Source organism: Paenibacillus sp. FSL H7-689 (assembly GCF_000517905.1).
GTDB lineage: Bacteria > Bacillota > Bacilli > Paenibacillales > Paenibacillaceae > Paenibacillus > Paenibacillus amylolyticus.
Genome location: NZ_ASPU01000015.1, coordinates 737,600 through 756,992, shown reverse-complemented (window position 1 = coordinate 756,992; position 19,393 = coordinate 737,600). Strand labels below are relative to the sequence as shown.

The following is a 19,393-nucleotide window of genomic DNA, read 5'->3' as shown; positions in this document are numbered from 1 at the left end:
CAAACGAGCTACACTCAGGGAAAAACAACAAAAAAAAGCAGCCGTTTCGGGCTGCTTGTACATTCATTATTTCAGATCATTCAATAAATTCTTCATTTTTTTGTAATGTCCACTGACCCGATCAACCATGTAGTTATACATGAGCTGATTCTCCGAAAGATTCGCCATTTCCTTGTCAATGTCAACGTTATTGTTGTTATTGTTCATGGCTGTTTCGTTGTTCTCGACAATTCGGTACTGTACGATGGAAGAATTGGGATCACTGATAGGAAAGTGTTTGTCATGAGTCCGCTTCATGGCGAGCTGATCTGTTTTGCCATTTTCAACGATACGTCTCAGCTCTTCCTGAAACTCTACCGTTTTCTTTTTGTAGTTAGGCGTGTCTGCATTGGCTATGTTGTTGGTAATGGCATTATGCTGTGCAGTAAGCGCTTGTAACAGTGATTCGTTACGTCTTGTCGTATTCGTTTCGATCACGGGCTCAGTCTCCTTCACTGTAGATTGTACAGTTACTTCTATAATAAGAAATAAAGTTGCACACTGTCAACATAACAAAGAAAAAGACAAGCACATGCCGGAGGTCCCCCGATAAGAAGAACCCTGCCTTCATGAAATCTTGTCTTAGATTTTGCCCTCATGGATCAGCGTTGAACAACCTCTTAAGAGGGACGATTAATATTTTTGCCGTAATAGATCTCGTCCATCTCCAGCTTCAGCCATTCTGTAATCTCCTGTTGTTCCTTCTTGCTGAGCTTATCCTTGGTGTACCCAAACAGATAATTGTCGAGGTCAAATTCCCTCAGTTTACACTTGGTGTGAAAAATATTCTCCTGATAGACGTTCACGTCAATCATGTCAAAGCTGCTCTTGATCTCATCCGGAATATAATTCTGAATCGAGCCGATCTCATGGTCAATGAACAGCTTGCGTCCGCTTGTATCCCGCGTAAAACCACGCACCCTGTAATCCATCGTCATAATGTCCGTATCAAATGAGTGAATCAGATAATTCAGCGCCTTAAGCGGTGAGATCTCACCGCAGGTGGAGACATCAATGTCCGCACGGAAGGTACTGATACCTTCACTAGGATGAAACTCAGGGTAGGTATGCACAGTGATATGGCTTTTATCCAGCTGCATGACAACGTTATCGGGCAGAGGGCCGGGAGATTCATCAAGTGATTCTTCGGGGATCTCCACGATTGGACCTTCCGAGACAAGCATCGTCACACTCGCACCTTGAGGCACGTAATCCTGCTGAGCGACATTCAGCACGTGGGCTCCGATGATGTCGGAGACGTTGTTCAGAATTTTACTCAGCCGGGCGGCGTTATACTGTTCATCAATATATTCAATGTAAGCTTCGCGTTCGTCTTTGGTTTTGGTATAACAAATATCGTACATATTAAAGCTGAGCGACTTGGTCAGGTTGTTAAATCCATGCAGTTGAATGCGCTGCTCTGGCGTAATTGTCATGGTTGCAGTTCCCCTTATCCCATACGACATATCATCGCAGTTATAATACTACTTATACCCAACCTGCCTCGAAAAAAAACATATGTACGTCATTCAAAATACGGTTCCCCTCTGATGAAAGCTATGCATGATTGGACCTCTGACAAACTATACTGATCCACAAGGAATCAGAATGAAGAATCGTCGAAGTCCGCAATATCGTTCATGCGCTCATCCTCAGCTACAGATTGAATATCCTCTGAAGTGACACTGATGATTGTATAGTCCTCGTTCTGCTGTTTCTTCACGGCTTTTTCCTTCACAAAACGGGGGCTGCCTTCCCCAGCATCTTCGTCATAGACGAGCAGAAGACCGTCGCTTTTACGCAGCAACAGGTCATCCCGTGCAGTGAACTGCCACGGCCCGATATAAGGTTGATTGCTAATCGCACCGTAATAGTCCACACCCGAGAGGATGGAACGGTAATACTCCTGCTTGTCTTCTTTCCATTGCTCCTCCGGGTTCTGAAAGGCAGTGATGATCGACAGTTTCAGATGTGGGTACGTCTTCTTCAGATCAATGACCACTTCGCAGGCCCACAGGTCCACACCGTATTGTCCAGGCGTCAGCACCCATTCCAAACCATCCTCGACAAGGGGAGTGAGGCGGGAGGAGATGGCTTTTTTGATAAAAGGAATACCTTCATGCTTCTGTCCAAAAATCTGCAATTCATGTGCCCGGTAACCGGTGATTAACAGGTTTTTCAGTGTCCGTTCCTCCTTTCAGGTATGATCAATCGATCAGTGAATTTTCTATATATGCACACATTAGAGGTGCAGTTATTTCGCAGGTGGAGTTTCTGCACGGAACGGATACAGGAATGGCTTCGGAATATCCGTTTCGAATGACATTAACTCATCCGTTGTGGGATGAATAAACGAGAGTATACGTGCATGAAGTCCGAGACGGCCAAGGTCTCTTGTGCGTGCGCCGTATTTTCTGTCACCGGCGATCGGATGTCCGAGATCTTCCATATGCACACGAATCTGATTTTTACGCCCTGTCTCCAGACGCACTTCCAGCAAGGAGAATTCGCGGTTCGACTTCAGACGTTTGTAATGTGTAATGGCATGTTGTCCATCATTCGGACGAGAGCTGGAATACATTTTCAGCGTTTTGGTTTCCTTCAACCAGGAAGAGATGGTGCCTTCTTCTTTGGCTACTGAACCTTCAACAAGGGCAACGTATACGCGGTCCTGCACATTTTCCTTCCAGTTGTTTTGCAGCTTCTGCTGCACCTCTTCACTTTTGGCAAACATCATCACACCCGACGTATCCCGATCCAGACGATGGACAACAAAGATCCGGTTGAGCGGATTGGTGCGGCGCACATGCTCTGTCAGTTGGCGATAAGCCGTCAGGTCGTCCGTCTTGTCAGCGGCAATGGACAATAGTCCGGCTTCCTTGCGGATCACAATGATATCATCGTCTTCATGCAAAATGTTAATACCCGTCAAGGATGGAGCAGCGACTGCACCTTCTTTTCGAATGTAGACAATCTGACCTGGCGTCAGCGCTTCATTAAACTTGGTTACAACCTTCTGATCCACGGATACCTGTCCACGACCCAGAATGGACTTCACTGCGTTCCGTCCTGATTTCAAATGCTGCAACAGGAAATTCAACAGTTCATCCGGTTCGGTCACTTTGTACTGGCGTGGTGGTTCCTGCTTGCGATAGTAGGAATTGCCTGGTCGTTTGGATGCGCTGGCATTTTTGGGTTTGTTGCCTCCAGCTTTCTTGGGTGCACCCGATGATTTAGCGGTTATTGGCTTCTTATTCTCCTCCGTATTACGTGATGCGGAAGCACCTGATGTTTTGGCAGATGAGAAGTTGGACTTGCCGGAACGTGCTGAAGATGAACCTGTATAAGATTTCCCCTTGGCCGAGGCCGATGTCTTGCTGGTTGGACGTTTGCGTTTATTCATGAATAGTAATCTCCTTCTGAACAGCCTGTACCGCTTGTGTGCATACGATCCGTTCATTTTCGTTATGCAGTTCAATATACCATTAACAGTCGACAAATAAAAATAGGTTCATACAATCTGCTATACATCCAATCATAAGAGTAGTGAGATTCATAGGATAGGGTATCCCATAGCATTGGAGGTGTTACTCATGGGCGTGTTTCTCGATATGAGAACTTCGATGAACTCGGCAACCGTAGGACAGCCCGGTTTGTCACTGTCAGAATCCCCGACAGCTTTTGGCACCATTGGTCTACAGACGCAGGGTGTGGTGAATCCCATTATTACGTTGAACGGGACAGTAGGTGTTACGGGAGAACTGGGAGATACCTTTGTTGTGGAGCTTGTGCGGGGTTTTTTATATGATCCTTTCTATATCATCTACCGTGCTGAAGGTACGATTGGACAGAACGGAGGTGCCGAATTCCATTCGTTCACAGCTCAGGATCTGTCTGCACCACCAGCATTGGAAAGTGTGTATACTTCGTTCATCTCGGGGGTGTCCACAGCAGTAAGAACCGGGCCGGAGATGTTATACGGTATTGCAGCCACCGGTTAGTAGTGAAAGGCGAAATATAACAGGCAGAGTGCTTCGTCATCACTTCTGTTGACGGCAGAGTTCGCTTCATACCCCAGAGACGTAAGACAATGCATCGATAGGTTTCGACTAGCGCTCAGCAAGAACCCCCCGGCTTAAGCAGTCGGGGGGTTTTGCCGTACAAGCATCTGCACGTTTCAATACAAATCACGAATCTAAAGTTTGAAACTGTCCAGGATCAGTTGGCACGGCCTTTCAGAATGATGTTGTTGGCTTTGCCAAAGTCGATGGCAACTTTGCCTGCGAGTGCAGCTGTTCGCTCCGCAAGGATAACCGCATTGACGCCACAGGAGAAGAGAGCGACGTCGAAGGTATGTTGATTATTCTGAATCCAATGCAGCGTTTCATCCATTTGATCATAGCTATCGAAGGGCAGGGCAGTCACAATGTTCAGATTATAGGGCTCACGTTCGAGCATGGCACGCAGAGCCTCAATCTCACGAGTAACGAGTAACACACGCTTGCCTGCAAGCATCTGCCAGAAACGCGGGTTCTGCGCCAGTTCCCGATTAACACAGGCGTGACAAGTCATCGGAGGAGAGATGCCAAAGTGTGCAAATACCATGTCGGTCAGGGGTCTTTTGAGATAATCGGGAGCATTGATGGTGCTGTCACCACGAGGAAGAATGCCCACGATATCGGCACGTTGCAAGGAAGCGGCGACTTCATCCCGTAGTTTCGGGTTGGGAAGACGAAGTCCCTTTTGCCCTAAGTTGGCTTTCTTAGCCCAACGCTCCTGAAGGACCTGTTCCGTGGGCCATACGGTTTCTTGAGACATGACGATATTCTCGCCATCACCGACTCTTACAAGAGACAGCGGTCGGTGTTCCAGAAGTGCCGCTTCGAGCTGATCAAGCACACCTTCCATTTCAAGATAGATCGAATTCATGTGATGGGTTGCCTCCTTTGAAAATTGAACTGTTCTATTCTATGTTGCGACTACCGTAACGATATGTACGTTCGACCCAAAGGGCGCCATCCTTGGTTGAATATCAATCTATTTATATGAAAGTTAGTACATCTGTCGGTACCGCTTCTATCAACGTTTCATACGATATAGAGTGCTGGATTCACAAGCGAGATGTCGCTTGTAAGCGATCAGATAGATCGAAGATGATTTTCATAGGAAGACGGCATCAAAACTATGAAAACAGTCTGTATCCGACAAACGGAACTTGCAGCGTTCATGAGGAGGCATGTTATGTCCAGGAAAGTTGTGATTGAGATTAACTTCAACAATTATGGGATGGACCCGCAGCGATTAACGCGGGAATGGCTGGAGCGTCGGATGAGCATCTTCCGCACGTTCACATTGCATTGCCTGAAGGCACAGACGAATCAGGATTTCCTCACAGTGGTGAAGTTGTCCAAGGAATCCGGGGAATTAATGCAGGAGATTCTGGCGGGTCAGGAGCCGCTTCCTTCCAATATTCGTTTTGGAACCAATATGGAGAGTGTGCGTGCCATTTTGGCGTTTGCCAATGGTTCGGAGCAACTCTATATTGCCCGTCTGGATTCGGATGATTTATACCATAAAACCTTTGTTCAACAGCTCTACGATATTCAACCACAGCAGCAGACGATGGCATTGATTAACCAGAACGGATATCTGTGGGACAGTGTGAATAACGAGATGGCCCCAGCGTTTCACCGTTCTCCACAGTTCTATGTCTACTTATATAAGACAGCCGAATACGCAGCAGGATACCGGGTCAAGCTTCCGGGCAGAGGTACACATGGCAATGTCATTGAACTTCCGCACGAGCTGCTTGCTCCGCCCAATTATGTCAACATCGTGCATTCGAGCAATACTTCAACCAAAAAGGTACCGCCCAAAGACCGGTTAAGCCGGGATGAGATGGCACAGGTACTACGCGAATTCATGATCTGATCAGGGAGGGATTCATCCATGATTCAAGGACAAACGATTCTGATCACCGGAGGAACAGGCTCCTGGGGTCAAAAGCTGACTGAGGTACTGCTGGAGCAGGACCCGGCTGAGATTCGCCTTCTGTCACGTAATGAATACGCCCAGATTGCGATGCAGCGAGAGTTCAATCATGATCCGCGTCTGCGATTCATCATTGCGGATATCCGCGATTATCGGGCAGTGGAAGATGCATGTAGAGGTGTGGATGTGCTCTTCCATCTGGCTGCGCTGAAGCACGTTCCGGTCTGCGAGGACCAACCTGATGAAGCGTTCAAGACCAATGTAATCGGGACGCAGAATATTATTCGGGCTGCGATACGTATGCAGGTTGCCAAAGTCATCGATGTGTCCACCGATAAGGCGGTAGATCCGATTAACGTATATGGCATGACAAAGGCTTTGGGTGAAAAAATGATGATCCGTGCCAACTGGCTAAGTGAAGGTACCCGGTTTGTCTGCATCCGCGGGGGCAATGTGCTTGGAACCAGCGGCAGTGTCGTGCCCTTGTTCCGTCGTCAGATCAATGAAGGCAAAAGCCCGACCATTACGGATATAGGCATGACCCGTTTTTTCCTGACGCGTACCGAAGCTATACATTTACTTCTTAAGGCGGCTGAGGCGGCCGTGGGCGGAGAGACTTTTGTGATGAAAATGAAAGCTTGCAAGATGACGGAACTTGCATCCGTCATGTTGGAACAGGCGGGTCGTCCATCCTTCGATTATAAGGTGACGGGAATACGTCCAGGCGAGAAATTACATGAAGTGCTGATCTCGCCCTTTGAAGCGCCGCGTACGTACCAATACGATGCGCAGTATTATGTCATCCTGCCGGAGCACAAGGACAAGAGCCTGACGGATCAGTACAGCAGTCTGCCACATGTGAACTTCTCCGAGTATCGCTCGGACAGTGCCATGATGAACAAACCAGCGATTGCCCGGTTTTTGCGTGCAGGTGGCTATATCGATTAGGGTGTGTCTCAAAACTCGTTCGGAGTTTTCAGACACACCCACCGAGGGGAGGCGGAGCGTTTGGAGGTGGTAGGAATGGAAGAAAATCATCAACACAACCAGCACGAAGGTAATGAAGAGTTACAGCAACGTACCCTCATACAACATATTAATGACCGCTCCCTAAAAGCTGTTGTCATTGGTCTCGGTTATGTTGGTTTACCCATGGCTGTAGAGATGGCACAGGCAGGTTATCAAGTCCACGGGATTGACATCGATACTTCCAAGGTAGCCAAGCTGAACGCCGGGAATTCGTATGTCATAGGTATAGAAGATGATGTTGTGCAGTCGCTTATGCAGGCTGGGTTATTCACGGCAAGCACCGATTATGCAGCAGTGGCACAGGCCAATGTCATTGTAATCTGTGTGCCCACTCCGCTGACTGCCGAGCATCAACCGGATATCTCGTATATCTCGGCCGCGGTGGATGGCATGACTCCGTATTTGCAGGAAGGCAGCCTGGTTATATTGGAAAGCACGACCTATCCGGGCACAACGGAGGAACGCGTGAAACAACCGATTGAAGCGGCAAACGGCTGGCGAGCTGGAGAACAGTTCTACGTCTGTTATTCTCCAGAGCGGGTAGATCCGGGCAGTGTGCATTATGGTGTGAAAAATACCCCGAAGATTATTGGTGGCTCCACACCCGCTTGTCTGAATTATGGTAAACAGTTCTACGGCTCGTTCCTCAACGAAGTTGTTCCGGTTAGTTCAACAACGGTAGCGGAGACGGCAAAGCTGTTCGAAAATACATTTCGCAGTGTCAATATTGCACTCGTGAATGAGCTGACCCCGGCCTGTGAACAGATGGGGGTAAACATCTGGGAAGTACTGAATGCGGCGGCAACCAAGCCGTTTGGTTATATGCCATTCTATCCCGGTCCCGGCATCGGAGGGCACTGTATCCCAATCGATCCGATCTATCTGTCCTGGGCTGCAAACCGTCAGGGATCGGAGCTGCAATTCATCCAGCTGGCGGATGCAACTAATCGGCAAATGCCAGAGAGAGTGGTGAAACGTGCCGCGGAGCTGCTGGAGCAGAATGGTGTAACTGTGCGAGGAGCACGTGTTGTACTGGCGGGTATGGCTTATAAAAAAGACATTGACGACTTGCGCGAATCGCCAGCATTGGACGTTTTTCGGCTGCTAAGCGCAGCGGGCGCAAATGTGGTTTTCACCGATCCAATGGTGCCTGTCTTCCGTAAGGATGATGGTACAGTGCTGCACTCTTGTCCAGCGGTGCCAGAATTATGGACAGGAGCTGATCTGGTGATCATCACCACGGATCATTCGGGATTCAATTATCAGGAGATGGCAGATCATGCAAAGTTGATTTTTGATACACGCAATGCAACGGCCGGATGCCTCGGGGGAAATATTGTGGTGCTGGGTCAGCCGGTTCACCGGGTGAAAACGGGAGAAACCTATGGCCAATCATGATCGAGTGAGTGAACGCTATTACGGCGAGATTAATTCGGAAGATTCTCATGAAGCGACGAGAACGCGTATCCACTGGATGTGCCGTGAGGCGACAGGCAAACGCATCCTGGATGTCGGGTGCAGTCAGGGCATTACGTCCATTCTGCTGGCACGTGAAGGATTTCGTGTGACAGGGATTGATCTGGAAGAAGAAAGTGTCCGATATGCGCAAGCTGAGCTTGCCAAAGAATCCCGGCCGGTTAGAAATAATGTAGATTTTCGAATGCTGGATATTACGCAATGGAAAGTAAGGACTGCCTTTGATACTGTGCTGCTTGGAGAAGTGCTGGAGCATTTTGCTCATCCGGAGACGTTGTTGATCCAGATTTATCGGCTGTTGCAAGGTGATGGGACGTTGGTTGTGACTGTGCCGTATGGGTATCACCCGTTCTATGACCACAAGCAGACCTTCTATGCGGGAAGCCTGGCGATGTGCCTGATGCCGTATTTTGAAGTCTTGAAACTCGAAGTTCATCATAAATATCTATGTTGCGTGGCCCGCAAACGGCGGAGTACACAACTGCATATGTCGCCAACTTTGGACCAACTGATGGAGTGGATGGAGCTGGATCATGTCCATTTTGCCGAGGTGGAACATCAGCACCTCCGCGTAATGAAGCAGCGCAAGAAGGCACTGGACAGTGCGGTGGAGCAGGTGAAACGCCTTCGCCGTCAGGAGAGTGGGGAAGGGTAGCAGTGAAGGTAGGGACAGTGGCAAGGGCAGGGGTATTCTAACGAATCTCACACGTCTTATTTTGATGAATTAGACGAGATGAGAAATGTAACGAATCTCAGCGGCGCTATTTCATCTGAAAGCTGCGATAAACGACGAATGGATGCCTATACTGCGAGAATAGCGGGTCTCAGATTCGTTACATTTACCAACTGGCTGAAATACACCGAATAGCGTCGCCTCAGTTCGTTAGCCACAGTGAAGATGAAATAAATTCTTTATTGAACTTTGAGATTTGGGAGAATGAGTGTGAAAGCAGCCTCTTGTAGTGGTAGCGCTGATTCTTGGTTTACAAGTTAATCGTAAGTTTGAAGAGAAAATTGGAGTGGCTTAGTACCAGTACCTGGTCAATGAAAGAACAAACCCGTTATGACATTTCGCAATACGCGTACGACAGGAAGGGGCTCAAAACGTGATCACCATCAGTCTGTGCATGATTGTGAAGAACGAGGAACGCACGCTGGCGCGCTGTCTGGACTCGGTTGCCGGCATCGCGGACGAGATCGTCATTGTGGATACCGGTTCATCGGATCGCACGATTGACATCGCTGCGCAGTATACCGATCATGTCTACACGTATGAATGGAAGGAAGACTTTGCCGCAGCGCGGAATGAATCATTCGCCAAGGCCACGCAGGAGTATATCCTGTGGCTGGATGCGGATGATGTGCTGCTGCCCGCGGAACGGGCGAAGCTGGAGGTGTTGAAGCAGCAGCTTCCGTCCGGGGGGAAGACGGAAGCTGTGATCTTGAACTACACGCTGGCCGAGGGAGCGGAGGGGAGTCCACTTGTGACGGACCGACGCCTTCGCCTGGTCAAGTGGGATGCCGGGTGCCGCTGGCATGGCCGGCTGCACGAGCAGCTCAGCTTCCCGCGGGGCGAGGTCATTACGGCAGATATTGCCGTCACGCATCGCCGCGAAGCGGGACATCATTCGGCGCGAAACGTGCGCATTCTGCGCAAATGGATCGCCGAAGAGGGCGTAGCCCAAGGTCGCCTGCTGTTTTATTATGCAGGCGAATGTTATGACCGCCAGCGTTATGCGGCGGCGGCACGCGGGTACACGAAGCTGCTGGAGCAGCCAAGCGGATACCGCGAGGATCGCCTGATTGCCTGCGCGCGGCTGGCGGAATGTTATGAACGACTGGGTGAGCCGGGCCGTAAGCTCGGCGCATTGCTGCAATCGTTCCAGTATGATCTGCCACATGCCGATTTCTGCTGTGCCATTGCGGCCTGTTTTCATGAACGGCAGGAACCCGTCTCGGCGATCTACTGGTATATGCAGGCGGTGGACGTGAGCAGCCGCGATCCGGGTCTGCGCCCGGTGCCTGTGGCCTGCCGCACATGGTTGCCACATGCCCGTTTATCCCTTTGTTATGCCCATCTGGGCAACTGGGAGCACGCATTGATGCATAACACCAAAGCCCGTGAGTACTTGCCCAACGATCTCGGGTTGCTTGCCAATCGCCAGAAGCTCGAAGTTGTGGTACGCAAAGAGATGAAGGAGCGGGAAGAACGTGGTGAAGTGTCACCGCGTAAGTAGGGAGACGAACTGGGACAGATGAGGACAGAAGGGTTTGAAGCGGGGGTAGAGATAGAGAAAATAGATTGAAGTAGAAGTGAAATAACAACAAAAACTAATCCGTTGCTGGTAGGATGCGATAGGGCTTATCAGTGAAAATAAGGGTTGAGTGGAAATAGAGTGTAAGGCACAATTGCGAGCAGAAGCAGAAGCAGAAGCAGAAGCAGAAGCAGAAGCAGAAGCAGAAGCAGAAGCAGAAGCAGAAGCAGAAGCAGAAGCAGAACAAGATTAAGAGGTAGAATAGATATGATAGATAAATTATGATGCTGCCATATGTTTAAAGTCCGATAGCTACGAAGTTGGCAGTAAATAAGGATATCAGACCACAATGAAGTATAAGTAAATAAACGATAAAATGCAGAACAAGAGCAGCCCCGCTCAACCGAAAGAGTCGGTGAGAGGGGCTTTTAACGCTTCTCGTGCCGCGTGTATCTCTTGCCATGGTGTAATGATAGTAGCATTTGGTGAAATTTTCACAAGGCATACAGAGCGTTGGAACTTCTGACATGCGGTGCAGTGAGGATAACTCATCAAGATAAGTCGTCGAGTGTTCAGAGCCGTCATATTATCTGCTAAGATGTTTTACTTTTCGGGTGCCGGGCATCGCACAGACTTGTCCTTCATTCGTAAGCTTTTGCAAGCCCAGCCCCAGCCATCATATATTTCGTCATCGATATTGAGGGTCATGGTCTCATCCGTATATTCATTCCAGTTTTCAATCCGAAGTGTGTTTTCACTGTCCCATTCGAGATGGTTATTTCCGTGGTGCTTGGCACGATAGATCGTTTTTACTGTGGCGTCCTCAGGTGCATTTGTCTTCTTAACATCGACCCAGATTGTAACGCCGCCTGTCGCACCACCGTAAGGTACACCGTAAATTTCAGCAGTATACTCACCATTACGTGAAGGCATGGAATAGCTTAATTCTCCTTTCTCAGAACGGTCAAACGTAGAGAAGTATGGACGGAGCCAGAAATACAGGAATACGGCAACGAACAGTATAAGAATCAATATTGTAAATGTAGTGAGAATAGGGTGTCTACGTATCCAAGATTTGCGAGAATTTGTATTGGATGAACTTGAATTAGCTTGAGTATTTGAGTCCATAAGGTTGAACCTCCATATGCAGCTTACAGTGAAATTTGCTTTGCAGGAATATAAATGTCCAACTCTCCGTAGTGGTCCTGAGCCAGACTGCCATCAATTCTTTCAAAATAGTAGGGATCACTCTTCTCATACCCCGAATGGCTCTGCCAATATTCATCGATAAATGTCCAGACACTGTCCAGATGATCAATGTTGATCAGACTTGGGTGGAAATCACAGACAAATTTGAATACGGCATACTGGTTGGCCGGGACCTCAATTCCGTCCAGTTCTTCAGGGATATGATCCAGACTGGTGACCTCTACAGACGGCTGATATGTACTGTAATCCTCGTTAATTTCATTGGTAAATCCGATATATACGTTGGGTTGCAGCACGTTAGGAATCGAATGAAAGTGTTTGTCAAAAAAGTCGTTGCCTGCTGAATTGGCTTCATAGTGCTCTTCGTTATCTGCATACCGAATGTGGGACCGTTGCCCAATGAGTTTCATAGCCGGTTTTCGTACATACGTTGGTTTGAAAATGTATCCATATGGAAGCGTTGTGATCATGGACGAAGTCATGCGGGCTGTAAATTCAAGGTCTCCAGCTCCCTGTTTGCGATACTGCAGGGGGGTAATGCCGAAGGCTTGTTTGAAAGCACGTATGTAGGATTGTTCATGTTCAAAAGCGTAATGTCCGCTGATATCGATGATTTTCCAATTCAGGTTCACCAATTGCTCCAGGCTGCGTGCCAATTTGCGTGAGCGAATGTATTCTCCAGGCAATTGTCCGCTGACATGTTTGAACATGCGATGCAGGTGGAATTTGGATATATGAGTCACAGATGCCAGATGATCCAGCGTTAATTTGTCTTGAATATGGTCTTCTATGTAGTCGAATAGCTTATCCAATGTGTCTAGCAGATCATGTTGCATATCAATCTCCCTACTTCTAATAGTACTTACAGCAATAAATGTTCATTTTTTCCTTATCACCGATGATATCATAACCAAGTACATAATTTAATGACAAGATTGGAGAAAGCATCCATGTTTGCTGACAAAAAAAATTATACAACGTTAGGCATGTTAACTCGATTATGGACACTAACGGGCAAGTACCGTATGTTCATCATTCTGTTACTTTTCGCCGCATGTGTGGTCTCCCTGATTGAGGTCGGTTATTTGGAATCGATCCGAAGACTGGTCAAAGGCGCGACTGAAGCACAGTTTTCGTTACTCTACTCAGGGTTGATCATAGGCGTTAGCATTGTAGTATTACGATTGATTGTAACCGCATTCATGACGAGGGTCGAGACGTTATTCCAGCAAAAGACATTATTGTCTGTGCAGTCTCTACTGCTCTCATCCTTTAGCAACACAGAGACACGTGATCTGGCGCATTATCATACGGGTGACCTAACCTCTAGGGTCTGGACTTCAGCCAAGGAAGCACAGAAGGGGATCAACCAACATGGCATTGAACTCGCCAAAAATATCATTCAGCTGATTCTTGCCTTTGCTTACTTCAGCTGGGTGAACTTGCCGCTGTCGTTGGCTATCATTGCATTCACATTGATCTATCCTCTTGTAACGGTAGGACTTGGTAAACGTCTACAAAGACAGCATGATCAGTTGAATGCCAGCGCAGCGTCAAGAGATGAGATACTGACTGAAATCATCCAAGCCCCGGTTGAGATCCGAAGTTACGGACTCGCGGGTTATGTACACCATCAATTTAAAGGTCGAATGGATCAAGTGTTCAGATATACGATGTCCGTATCTGTGTTACAACGACTTTCGGAAGCAGCCGGACGGGTCTCCACGTATGGTGGCATGATTCTGATTCTCTATCTAGGCGGCATGCAGGTCCTGAATGGACATATGGATGTAGGCGGACTGGCAGCTTTTCTGGTAGCAAGCAGTCAGTTAACACGTCCGATTGAATCGTTATCTGGGTTGTGGAATGATTTTATTGGTTCGGCTTCTCATGCGTCCAGAATCTTTGAGGTGCTGGATTTGGAGAGAAAGAACACGGTTGCTAATACCGGTACAAATACATATGTACGGTCCGATACGCATTTAGGCCAGCTTGAAAAACAATCTAAACCGGCTGGCATCAACGTGCAGCATGTGTCTTACAGGTATGCGGAGCAAGAAGAAGTGTTAACAGATATTTCTTTTGAGGCTAAGAAAGGAAAGCTTACTGTAATCACGGGGCCAAGTGGGTGCGGGAAGACCACGTTATTGAAATTAATAGCCGGATTAGATACACCTGTTACTGGTTCGATCCAGGTCATGAATCAGAAGAATTCACTGAAGGATATGCACGAAGTTCAGACAGCGAATGTCAATCAGGTGTATGTTCCGCAACAAGCCTTTATTTTCACAGGAACAGTGGAAGAGAATATTATTTTTGGACAAGAGGAGATATCTGCCGATCAAGTAAAGGTTGCGGCCCACATGACGTATGCACATGACGCGATTATGCGTCAATCGCTCGGCTATGGGACAGAGCTTCAGCCACAAGGCGGGACGATGTCGGGTGGTGAGCTTCAGCGTATTAGTTTAGCCAGAGCGATGCTGAGGAACCCGGATATTCTTCTGTTGGATGAACCGACGTCATCTCAAGACCCGTGGCATGAGCAACGGTTGAATGATCTCTTTGCCCGAATCACTGCTGACGAAGGCACAACGGTTATTGCTGTTACTCATCGATTATCGCTGATAGAACGGGCAGATCAGGTCATCTATATTCAGAAGGGACGCGTCGAAGATACGGGAACTCATCGTGAATTGCTGGATCGTCCAAACGGATATCGAAGTTATATTGCGGAGCAGGATACGGGAGTGGAGGAACAGCATGAGTAACAAGATCGAAGATGCAGCATATGCCGATGACGTTGAAATGAAAAGCAGTCATGAGAAAAGTGGAGCATATGAGATAAATGAAAAGTCTGAAATAGAAGCTCATCATCAGATGAACGAAAGTGATGTTCCAGATGACCCAAAACAAGCTGTATCATTGGCAACGGTATGGCCCGTTATTTTTCGCTGGATGAAGCCTTATGGATTAGCTGTAGCGATCTTGCTCATTTTTATCGCAGCAGATGCGGTATTTGATTGGGGACTTGCCTTTGTACAGGGATTCTTCGTGGATGCTATTCATGATGGGGGACAGGAGCAGTTAAACGCTACAGCGTTGATCTTCATCGCCATTCTGTCAGGGTTTATCGTTTTACTCGCGATGCATCGTTATGTGCTGGTATGGCTCAAGGAATCGATGCAACGGGATATGTCCATGGATCTGTTGAAACTGTTAAACCGGATGCCCTATTCCTGGGTGCGCAGACAGAAGTCCGGGGATGTGATGCTTCGTATCAAGGAAGACACGAAGCATGGTGCAGAAGTTGTGGAGGCTATTGCAGAGGGTGTTACGGTTGTATTCATCATTGCTCTATCGCTGGGATACTTGTACAGAGCAGATGCATGGGTTGCGGTTATTGCCTTGGTAAGTGCAGGGGCAATCTGGTTCACGGCGAGGTTGTATGATCAGCGAATTCTACATCTGTCCGATGAGGTCGAATCCAGGGAAGGCGAGTCCCAAGAACAGATTCAACAGTATGTTGAAGGGATACCGGTGATTCAGATTTATAATGCTTCACCGTGGTTTCTCGCTCGTTTTCGGACACAACAGCAATCACTGAATCGTGTTCAGGCTAAGTTACAGATGACCCTGAGCATGTCGGATAATGTGGCGATGGCGGTGTTTGGTCTGGCTCAATTGGCAGCTTTGTTCCTTATTGCTTTGTCAGCGGCTAGGGGAACTTTGTCTCCGGGCATGGTTGTTGCAAGTAGTCTGCTGTTTGAACTGGTGGTGTGGCCAGTACTCGGCTTGTCCAGCCAGTGGAGTCAGATGCAAGCCAGCGTGGGTGCATTTGGACGTATCTCTGCATGGTTGAAATTGGCGGAGAACAAGAAGGCAGACACATCCAATACTAAGCACGAGGAGCTTGCACAGGGAATTTGTACCCAAGATCAAGGGAGTACACAAAAAGGGGCACATAAAGAGAACGAAATTGCTATGCTACGTCTTCAACAGGTTACGGTAATAGATGAAAACAGTGGTCGGACGATTTTGGATCAAATTACGCTTAATCTGGTTCCTGGTGAACTGGTTGCGGTAGTTGGCGCCAGCGGTGCTGGCAAATCTACACTGTGCCAAGTGTGTGCAGGGTTGATCGAGCCAATAAACGGAAGCGTATTACTGGGTGATAAACATGTTGCAGAGTATGTAGAGATGGATAACCAATCCAGACTGACGTATATGCCACAGAGACCAACTTTTTTCACAGGAACGATTGAAGACAATATTCGTCTGAGTTCAGACGTTACATTGGACAGAGTGAAGTTTGCGGCAGAGCAGGCAGGTTTGCATGAATATATTGAGGCACAGGAAGGACAATACGCAGCAATGTTGCATGAGAAAGGGGCCAATCTATCTGGAGGCCAGCAACAGCGACTGTCGCTTGCTAGGCTCTTTACGAGGTCATCTGATCTGTATATTCTGGACGAACCAACGTCATCCCTGGATATTCAGACAGAACAGAACGTGATGAATCACTTGCTGAATTTTATGAAAGGCAGCATAGGGTTGCTTGTCACACATCGAATGGAGGTAGCTCGTCAGTGCTCTCGCATCCTTGTGATGGAACATGGCCGAATTGCCGAGGATGGGACGCATGAACAACTGATGCAGAGGAAAGGATTGTATTATCGCATGAATGCAAAAGGCGGTGATACAACATGAATGAATCTGGGGTTAAGATAGTAATGGATACGCTGGAGTTCTTGAGTCAGGATCGTGAAGCACGTCGTTTGTATGAAGAGCGGCAGAAGTATTTGCATGACGAAGCTTCCATGATTGAATGGGCAACGGAAAAAGGCATAGCTAAGGGGATAGAAAAGGGATTAGTAGAAGGGGAAAAAAGAAAGGCAATTGAGATTGCAAAAAACATGCTCTCATTTGGGATTGAAGTTTCAGTTATTGCCAAAACAAGTGGTATAACTGTGTCTGAAGTTGAGGCGTTGAAAGATTAAAGTGAAGTTGTAAAGTTGTGAGGTATAGTAGCTTCAACAGATGAATGGGTACGGGTACACTAACGTGATATGAGTGTGTCGGTTGTGAATAAAAGTTTACAACAATCGTTTTGTCCAACTAGGGCAGGACGGTTGTTTTTATTTTAATGAAGAAGCTTCAAACGTTTTACAGTAAAACGCGGTTGCTCATTCGGGGCTGGGCCGTTAAACTAAAGGGAGCGGCGTTTGCTTGACGGACAAGTCATGAGAACGCCATTTTGTTGTCAAGGATGCGGGATATGAGCCGCTTTCGGATGTCAGAATCGGATCGGACCAAGCTGGTGGAAAAACACCGGTGATAAGTAAGGAGTCTTTACATGAGTGTGCAAACACCTACATTAGAAGAAGCGCAGGGTCTCCTGCAAAAATATTATGGCTACCCCGACTTCCGTGAGGGACAGAAAAAGATCGTAGCCAGTCTGCTGGAACGTGAAGATACGTTGGGTATTATGCCAACTGGGGGCGGTAAGTCGATCTGTTATCAGATCCCCGCTCTGTTATATTCGGGTCTGACGCTTGTTGTCTCCCCGTTGATCTCATTGATGAAGGACCAGGTCGATGCGTTGACGACCGCCGGAATTGCTGCCGCGTATATTAATAGTACACTTAGCGGCAAAGAAGTGAATGATCGCATCCGCGCGGCGCAGCGCGGTGAGCTGAAGTTGCTTTATGTCGCGCCTGAGCGACTGGAGCTGGATTGGTTCCGCGAGGAGATGGGCTATTTGCCGATCTCTTGCGTTGCCGTGGATGAGGCCCACTGTGTATCGCAGTGGGGGCATGATTTTCGGACAAGCTACCTGGCGGTAGCGCCGTTTGTGGACAGTTTGCCGGAGCGGCCGGTAGTTGCGGCCTTTACGGCGACAGCGACGCCCGAGGTCATGGGCGATATTCTGCGGTTGCTGCGTTTGCAGGACCCGCAGACATATGTGACCGGACTTGGGCGGGATAATCTGGCGTTTAGCGTGCTGCGCGGCGAGAGCAAGAAGGACTTTGTCCTGAATTATGCGCGCGAGCATGCTAGCGAGCCGGGCATTGTGTACGCCGCGACTCGTAAGGACGTGGACGATCTGCATCAGCGTTTGTTGCAGGCGGGATTACCCGCAGGACGCTACCATGCTGGCATGACGGACGATGAACGGTCCCAGAGCCAAGAAGCTTTTTTGTACGATGATATCCGAGTGATGGTGGCGACCAATGCGTTTGGGATGGGGATTGATAAGTCGAACGTGCGTTACGTTATTCATAACAGCATGCCGAAAAATATGGAGGCATACGTGCAGGAAGCCGGACGTGCAGGCCGGGATGGAGAGCCAAGCCAGTGTATTCTGTTATTCGGGGCACAAGACATTATCACCCAAAAGTTCCTGATTGAGCAGAATCCGATGGACGGCGACCGCAAACAAAATGATTACCGGAAGCTGCAACAGATGGTGGATTACTGTTACACAACGCGTTGTCTGCGCAGTGCGCAGCTGGATTATTTCGGTGAGGTGCATGACGATACACCTTGCGGTACTTGCAGTTCCTGTACGGACGACCGCGAGTTGGTAGACATGACGATTGATGCACAGAAAATATTCAGCTGCATTCACCGGATGCGTGAACGGTATGGTGTATCGCTGGTCGCTTCGGTGCTCAAAGGCTCCCGTGCCAAAAAGGTGCTTGATTATGGATTCAACTCTCTGCCAACCTACGGCGTGATGGGTAATCGGACAGAACGTGAGATTTCGGAGATCATCAACGTGATGGTATCCGAAGGATATCTGATGCTGTCCGAGGGACAGTATCCGGTCGTTCGTCTGCAACCACTTGCGGTGGAAGTGCTCAAAGGCCAGCGTGAAGTGATGCAGCGTGTTGTCCGCAAGACAGCGGCAACGGCTTCGGGTACGAACTACGGCGGACGTCGTGGTCGCGATGCCATGCCATCTGCGGTCAACGAGACCGTATTTGAACAGCTTCGTCTGATCCGGCGAGATCTGGCGGCGAAAGAGCATGTGCCATCGTACATTATCTTCAATGATGCGACCCTTCGTGAGATGAGTGTGGTATGTCCACAGACAGAACGTGACATGCTGGATATCAAAGGGGTCGGTGAGGTCAAGTACCGCAAGTACGGACTGCCGTTCCTGGAGTTTTTCCAGAAGCAATCGGGCGAAGAAGTGGATACAGATGATGATGCGTTTTACGAGTATGAGTGAGTATGATCAATTATGAGCGAGTTTAGCTGGCGTTATGGAGTGAGAATTTTTTTGCATTCGCCATTTCAAGTCTTGAAGTTCATGACACGTAAAGCTTAATTGATCAAAAAGTTGATGGATATGCTTCATACAAGTCGATGGTTCGTCCATGATACGG

The 19,393-nt window shown here is 48.3% G+C and carries 18 protein-coding genes; 11 read left to right on the top strand and 7 right to left on the bottom strand.

Annotated features, from left to right (window positions below; genetic code table 11):
• Nucleotides 1–66: 66 nt before the first annotated feature.
• From flgB to C170_RS14460, 4 genes are all read right to left on the bottom strand, one after another.
• A complete protein-coding gene (gene flgB, locus C170_RS14475; protein ID WP_036610664.1) occupies nucleotides 67–477 on the bottom strand; it encodes a flagellar basal body rod protein FlgB in 411 nt (136 codons plus the stop codon).
• A gap of 182 nt (nucleotides 478–659) precedes the next feature.
• On the bottom strand, nucleotides 660–1,475 hold the full coding sequence (gene speD, locus C170_RS14470; protein WP_036610662.1) for an adenosylmethionine decarboxylase: 816 nt from the start codon (nucleotides 1,473–1,475) through the stop codon (nucleotides 660–662).
• 167 nt (nucleotides 1,476–1,642) lie between these two features.
• A complete protein-coding gene (locus C170_RS14465) occupies nucleotides 1,643–2,221 on the bottom strand; it encodes a DUF1273 domain-containing protein (protein WP_026081201.1) in 579 nt (192 codons plus the stop codon).
• Nucleotides 2,222–2,293: 72 nt separating this feature from the next.
• Nucleotides 2,294–3,442 carry an RluA family pseudouridine synthase gene (locus C170_RS14460; protein WP_143781089.1) on the bottom strand — a complete coding sequence of 383 codons (1,149 nt, stop codon included), beginning with the start codon at nucleotides 3,440–3,442 and terminating at the stop codon, nucleotides 2,294–2,296.
• 190 nt (nucleotides 3,443–3,632) lie between these two features.
• Between C170_RS14460 and C170_RS14455 the strand changes: the two genes are divergently transcribed.
• The gene (locus C170_RS14455; protein ID WP_036610660.1) at nucleotides 3,633–4,040 is read left to right on the top strand and encodes a hypothetical protein; all 408 of its coding nucleotides are present in this window, start codon (nucleotides 3,633–3,635) and stop codon (nucleotides 4,038–4,040) included.
• Nucleotides 4,041–4,257: 217 nt separating this feature from the next.
• Here the strand turns inward: C170_RS14455 and C170_RS14450 are convergent, their stop codons facing one another.
• A complete protein-coding gene (locus C170_RS14450; protein ID WP_036610658.1) occupies nucleotides 4,258–4,968 on the bottom strand; it encodes a GT-D fold domain-containing glycosyltransferase in 711 nt (236 codons plus the stop codon).
• A 312-nt stretch (nucleotides 4,969–5,280) separates the two neighbouring features.
• Here C170_RS14450 and C170_RS14445 point away from each other — a divergent pair, with 312 nt between their 5' ends.
• The 6 genes from C170_RS14445 (at nucleotide 5,281) to C170_RS31490 (ending at nucleotide 11,043) form a co-directional block, all read left to right on the top strand.
• On the top strand, nucleotides 5,281–5,970 hold the full coding sequence (locus tag C170_RS14445) for a glycosyltransferase (protein WP_036610656.1): 690 nt from the start codon (nucleotides 5,281–5,283) through the stop codon (nucleotides 5,968–5,970).
• An 18-nt stretch (nucleotides 5,971–5,988) separates the two neighbouring features.
• Entirely contained in the window at nucleotides 5,989–6,978 is a 990-nt protein-coding gene (locus C170_RS14440; protein ID WP_036610652.1) for an SDR family NAD(P)-dependent oxidoreductase, read from the top strand.
• A 75-nt stretch (nucleotides 6,979–7,053) separates the two neighbouring features.
• The gene (locus C170_RS14435; protein WP_051447173.1) at nucleotides 7,054–8,457 is read left to right on the top strand and encodes a nucleotide sugar dehydrogenase; all 1,404 of its coding nucleotides are present in this window, start codon (nucleotides 7,054–7,056) and stop codon (nucleotides 8,455–8,457) included.
• Nucleotides 8,444–9,190 (top strand): class I SAM-dependent methyltransferase, encoded by a 747-nt coding sequence (locus C170_RS14430; protein ID WP_036610649.1) that lies wholly within the window; start codon nucleotides 8,444–8,446, stop codon nucleotides 9,188–9,190. The genes C170_RS14435 and C170_RS14430 overlap by 14 nt, the downstream gene beginning before the upstream one ends.
• 451 nt (nucleotides 9,191–9,641) lie before the next feature.
• Complete coding sequence (locus tag C170_RS14425) at nucleotides 9,642–10,772, top strand: glycosyltransferase family 2 protein (protein ID WP_036610646.1); 1,131 nt, start codon at nucleotides 9,642–9,644, stop codon at nucleotides 10,770–10,772.
• 148 nt (nucleotides 10,773–10,920) lie between these two features.
• Nucleotides 10,921–11,043 carry a hypothetical protein gene (locus tag C170_RS31490; RefSeq protein ID WP_256721311.1) on the top strand — a complete coding sequence of 41 codons (123 nt, stop codon included), beginning with the start codon at nucleotides 10,921–10,923 and terminating at the stop codon, nucleotides 11,041–11,043.
• Nucleotides 11,044–11,393: 350 nt separating this feature from the next.
• On the opposite strand, the gene C170_RS31030 is transcribed toward C170_RS31490, so the two are convergent.
• The gene (locus C170_RS31030; RefSeq protein WP_051447172.1) at nucleotides 11,394–11,918 is read right to left on the bottom strand and encodes a DUF5412 family protein; all 525 of its coding nucleotides are present in this window, start codon (nucleotides 11,916–11,918) and stop codon (nucleotides 11,394–11,396) included.
• A gap of 23 nt (nucleotides 11,919–11,941) precedes the next feature.
• Nucleotides 11,942–12,835 carry an AraC family transcriptional regulator gene (locus tag C170_RS14415; protein ID WP_036610642.1) on the bottom strand — a complete coding sequence of 298 codons (894 nt, stop codon included), beginning with the start codon at nucleotides 12,833–12,835 and terminating at the stop codon, nucleotides 11,942–11,944.
• A 114-nt stretch (nucleotides 12,836–12,949) separates the two neighbouring features.
• On the opposite strand from C170_RS14415, the gene C170_RS14410 reads away from it, so the two are divergent.
• The 4 genes from C170_RS14410 to recQ all read left to right on the top strand — a co-directional run bounded on the left by C170_RS14410 (nucleotide 12,950) and on the right by recQ (nucleotide 19,236).
• A complete protein-coding gene (locus C170_RS14410; RefSeq protein ID WP_036610639.1) occupies nucleotides 12,950–14,770 on the top strand; it encodes an ABC transporter ATP-binding protein in 1,821 nt (606 codons plus the stop codon).
• Nucleotides 14,763–16,709 carry an ABC transporter ATP-binding protein gene (locus C170_RS14405; protein WP_036610636.1) on the top strand — a complete coding sequence of 649 codons (1,947 nt, stop codon included), beginning with the start codon at nucleotides 14,763–14,765 and terminating at the stop codon, nucleotides 16,707–16,709. Before C170_RS14410 ends, C170_RS14405 begins: the two co-directional genes overlap by 8 nt.
• Complete coding sequence (locus C170_RS14400; protein WP_036610634.1) at nucleotides 16,706–16,999, top strand: hypothetical protein; 294 nt, start codon at nucleotides 16,706–16,708, stop codon at nucleotides 16,997–16,999. Before C170_RS14405 ends, C170_RS14400 begins: the two co-directional genes overlap by 4 nt.
• A gap of 356 nt (nucleotides 17,000–17,355) precedes the next feature.
• Nucleotides 17,356–19,236 (top strand): DNA helicase RecQ, encoded by a 1,881-nt coding sequence (gene recQ, locus C170_RS14395; RefSeq protein WP_036610632.1) that lies wholly within the window; start codon nucleotides 17,356–17,358, stop codon nucleotides 19,234–19,236.
• Nucleotides 19,237–19,393 lie beyond the last annotated feature (157 nt).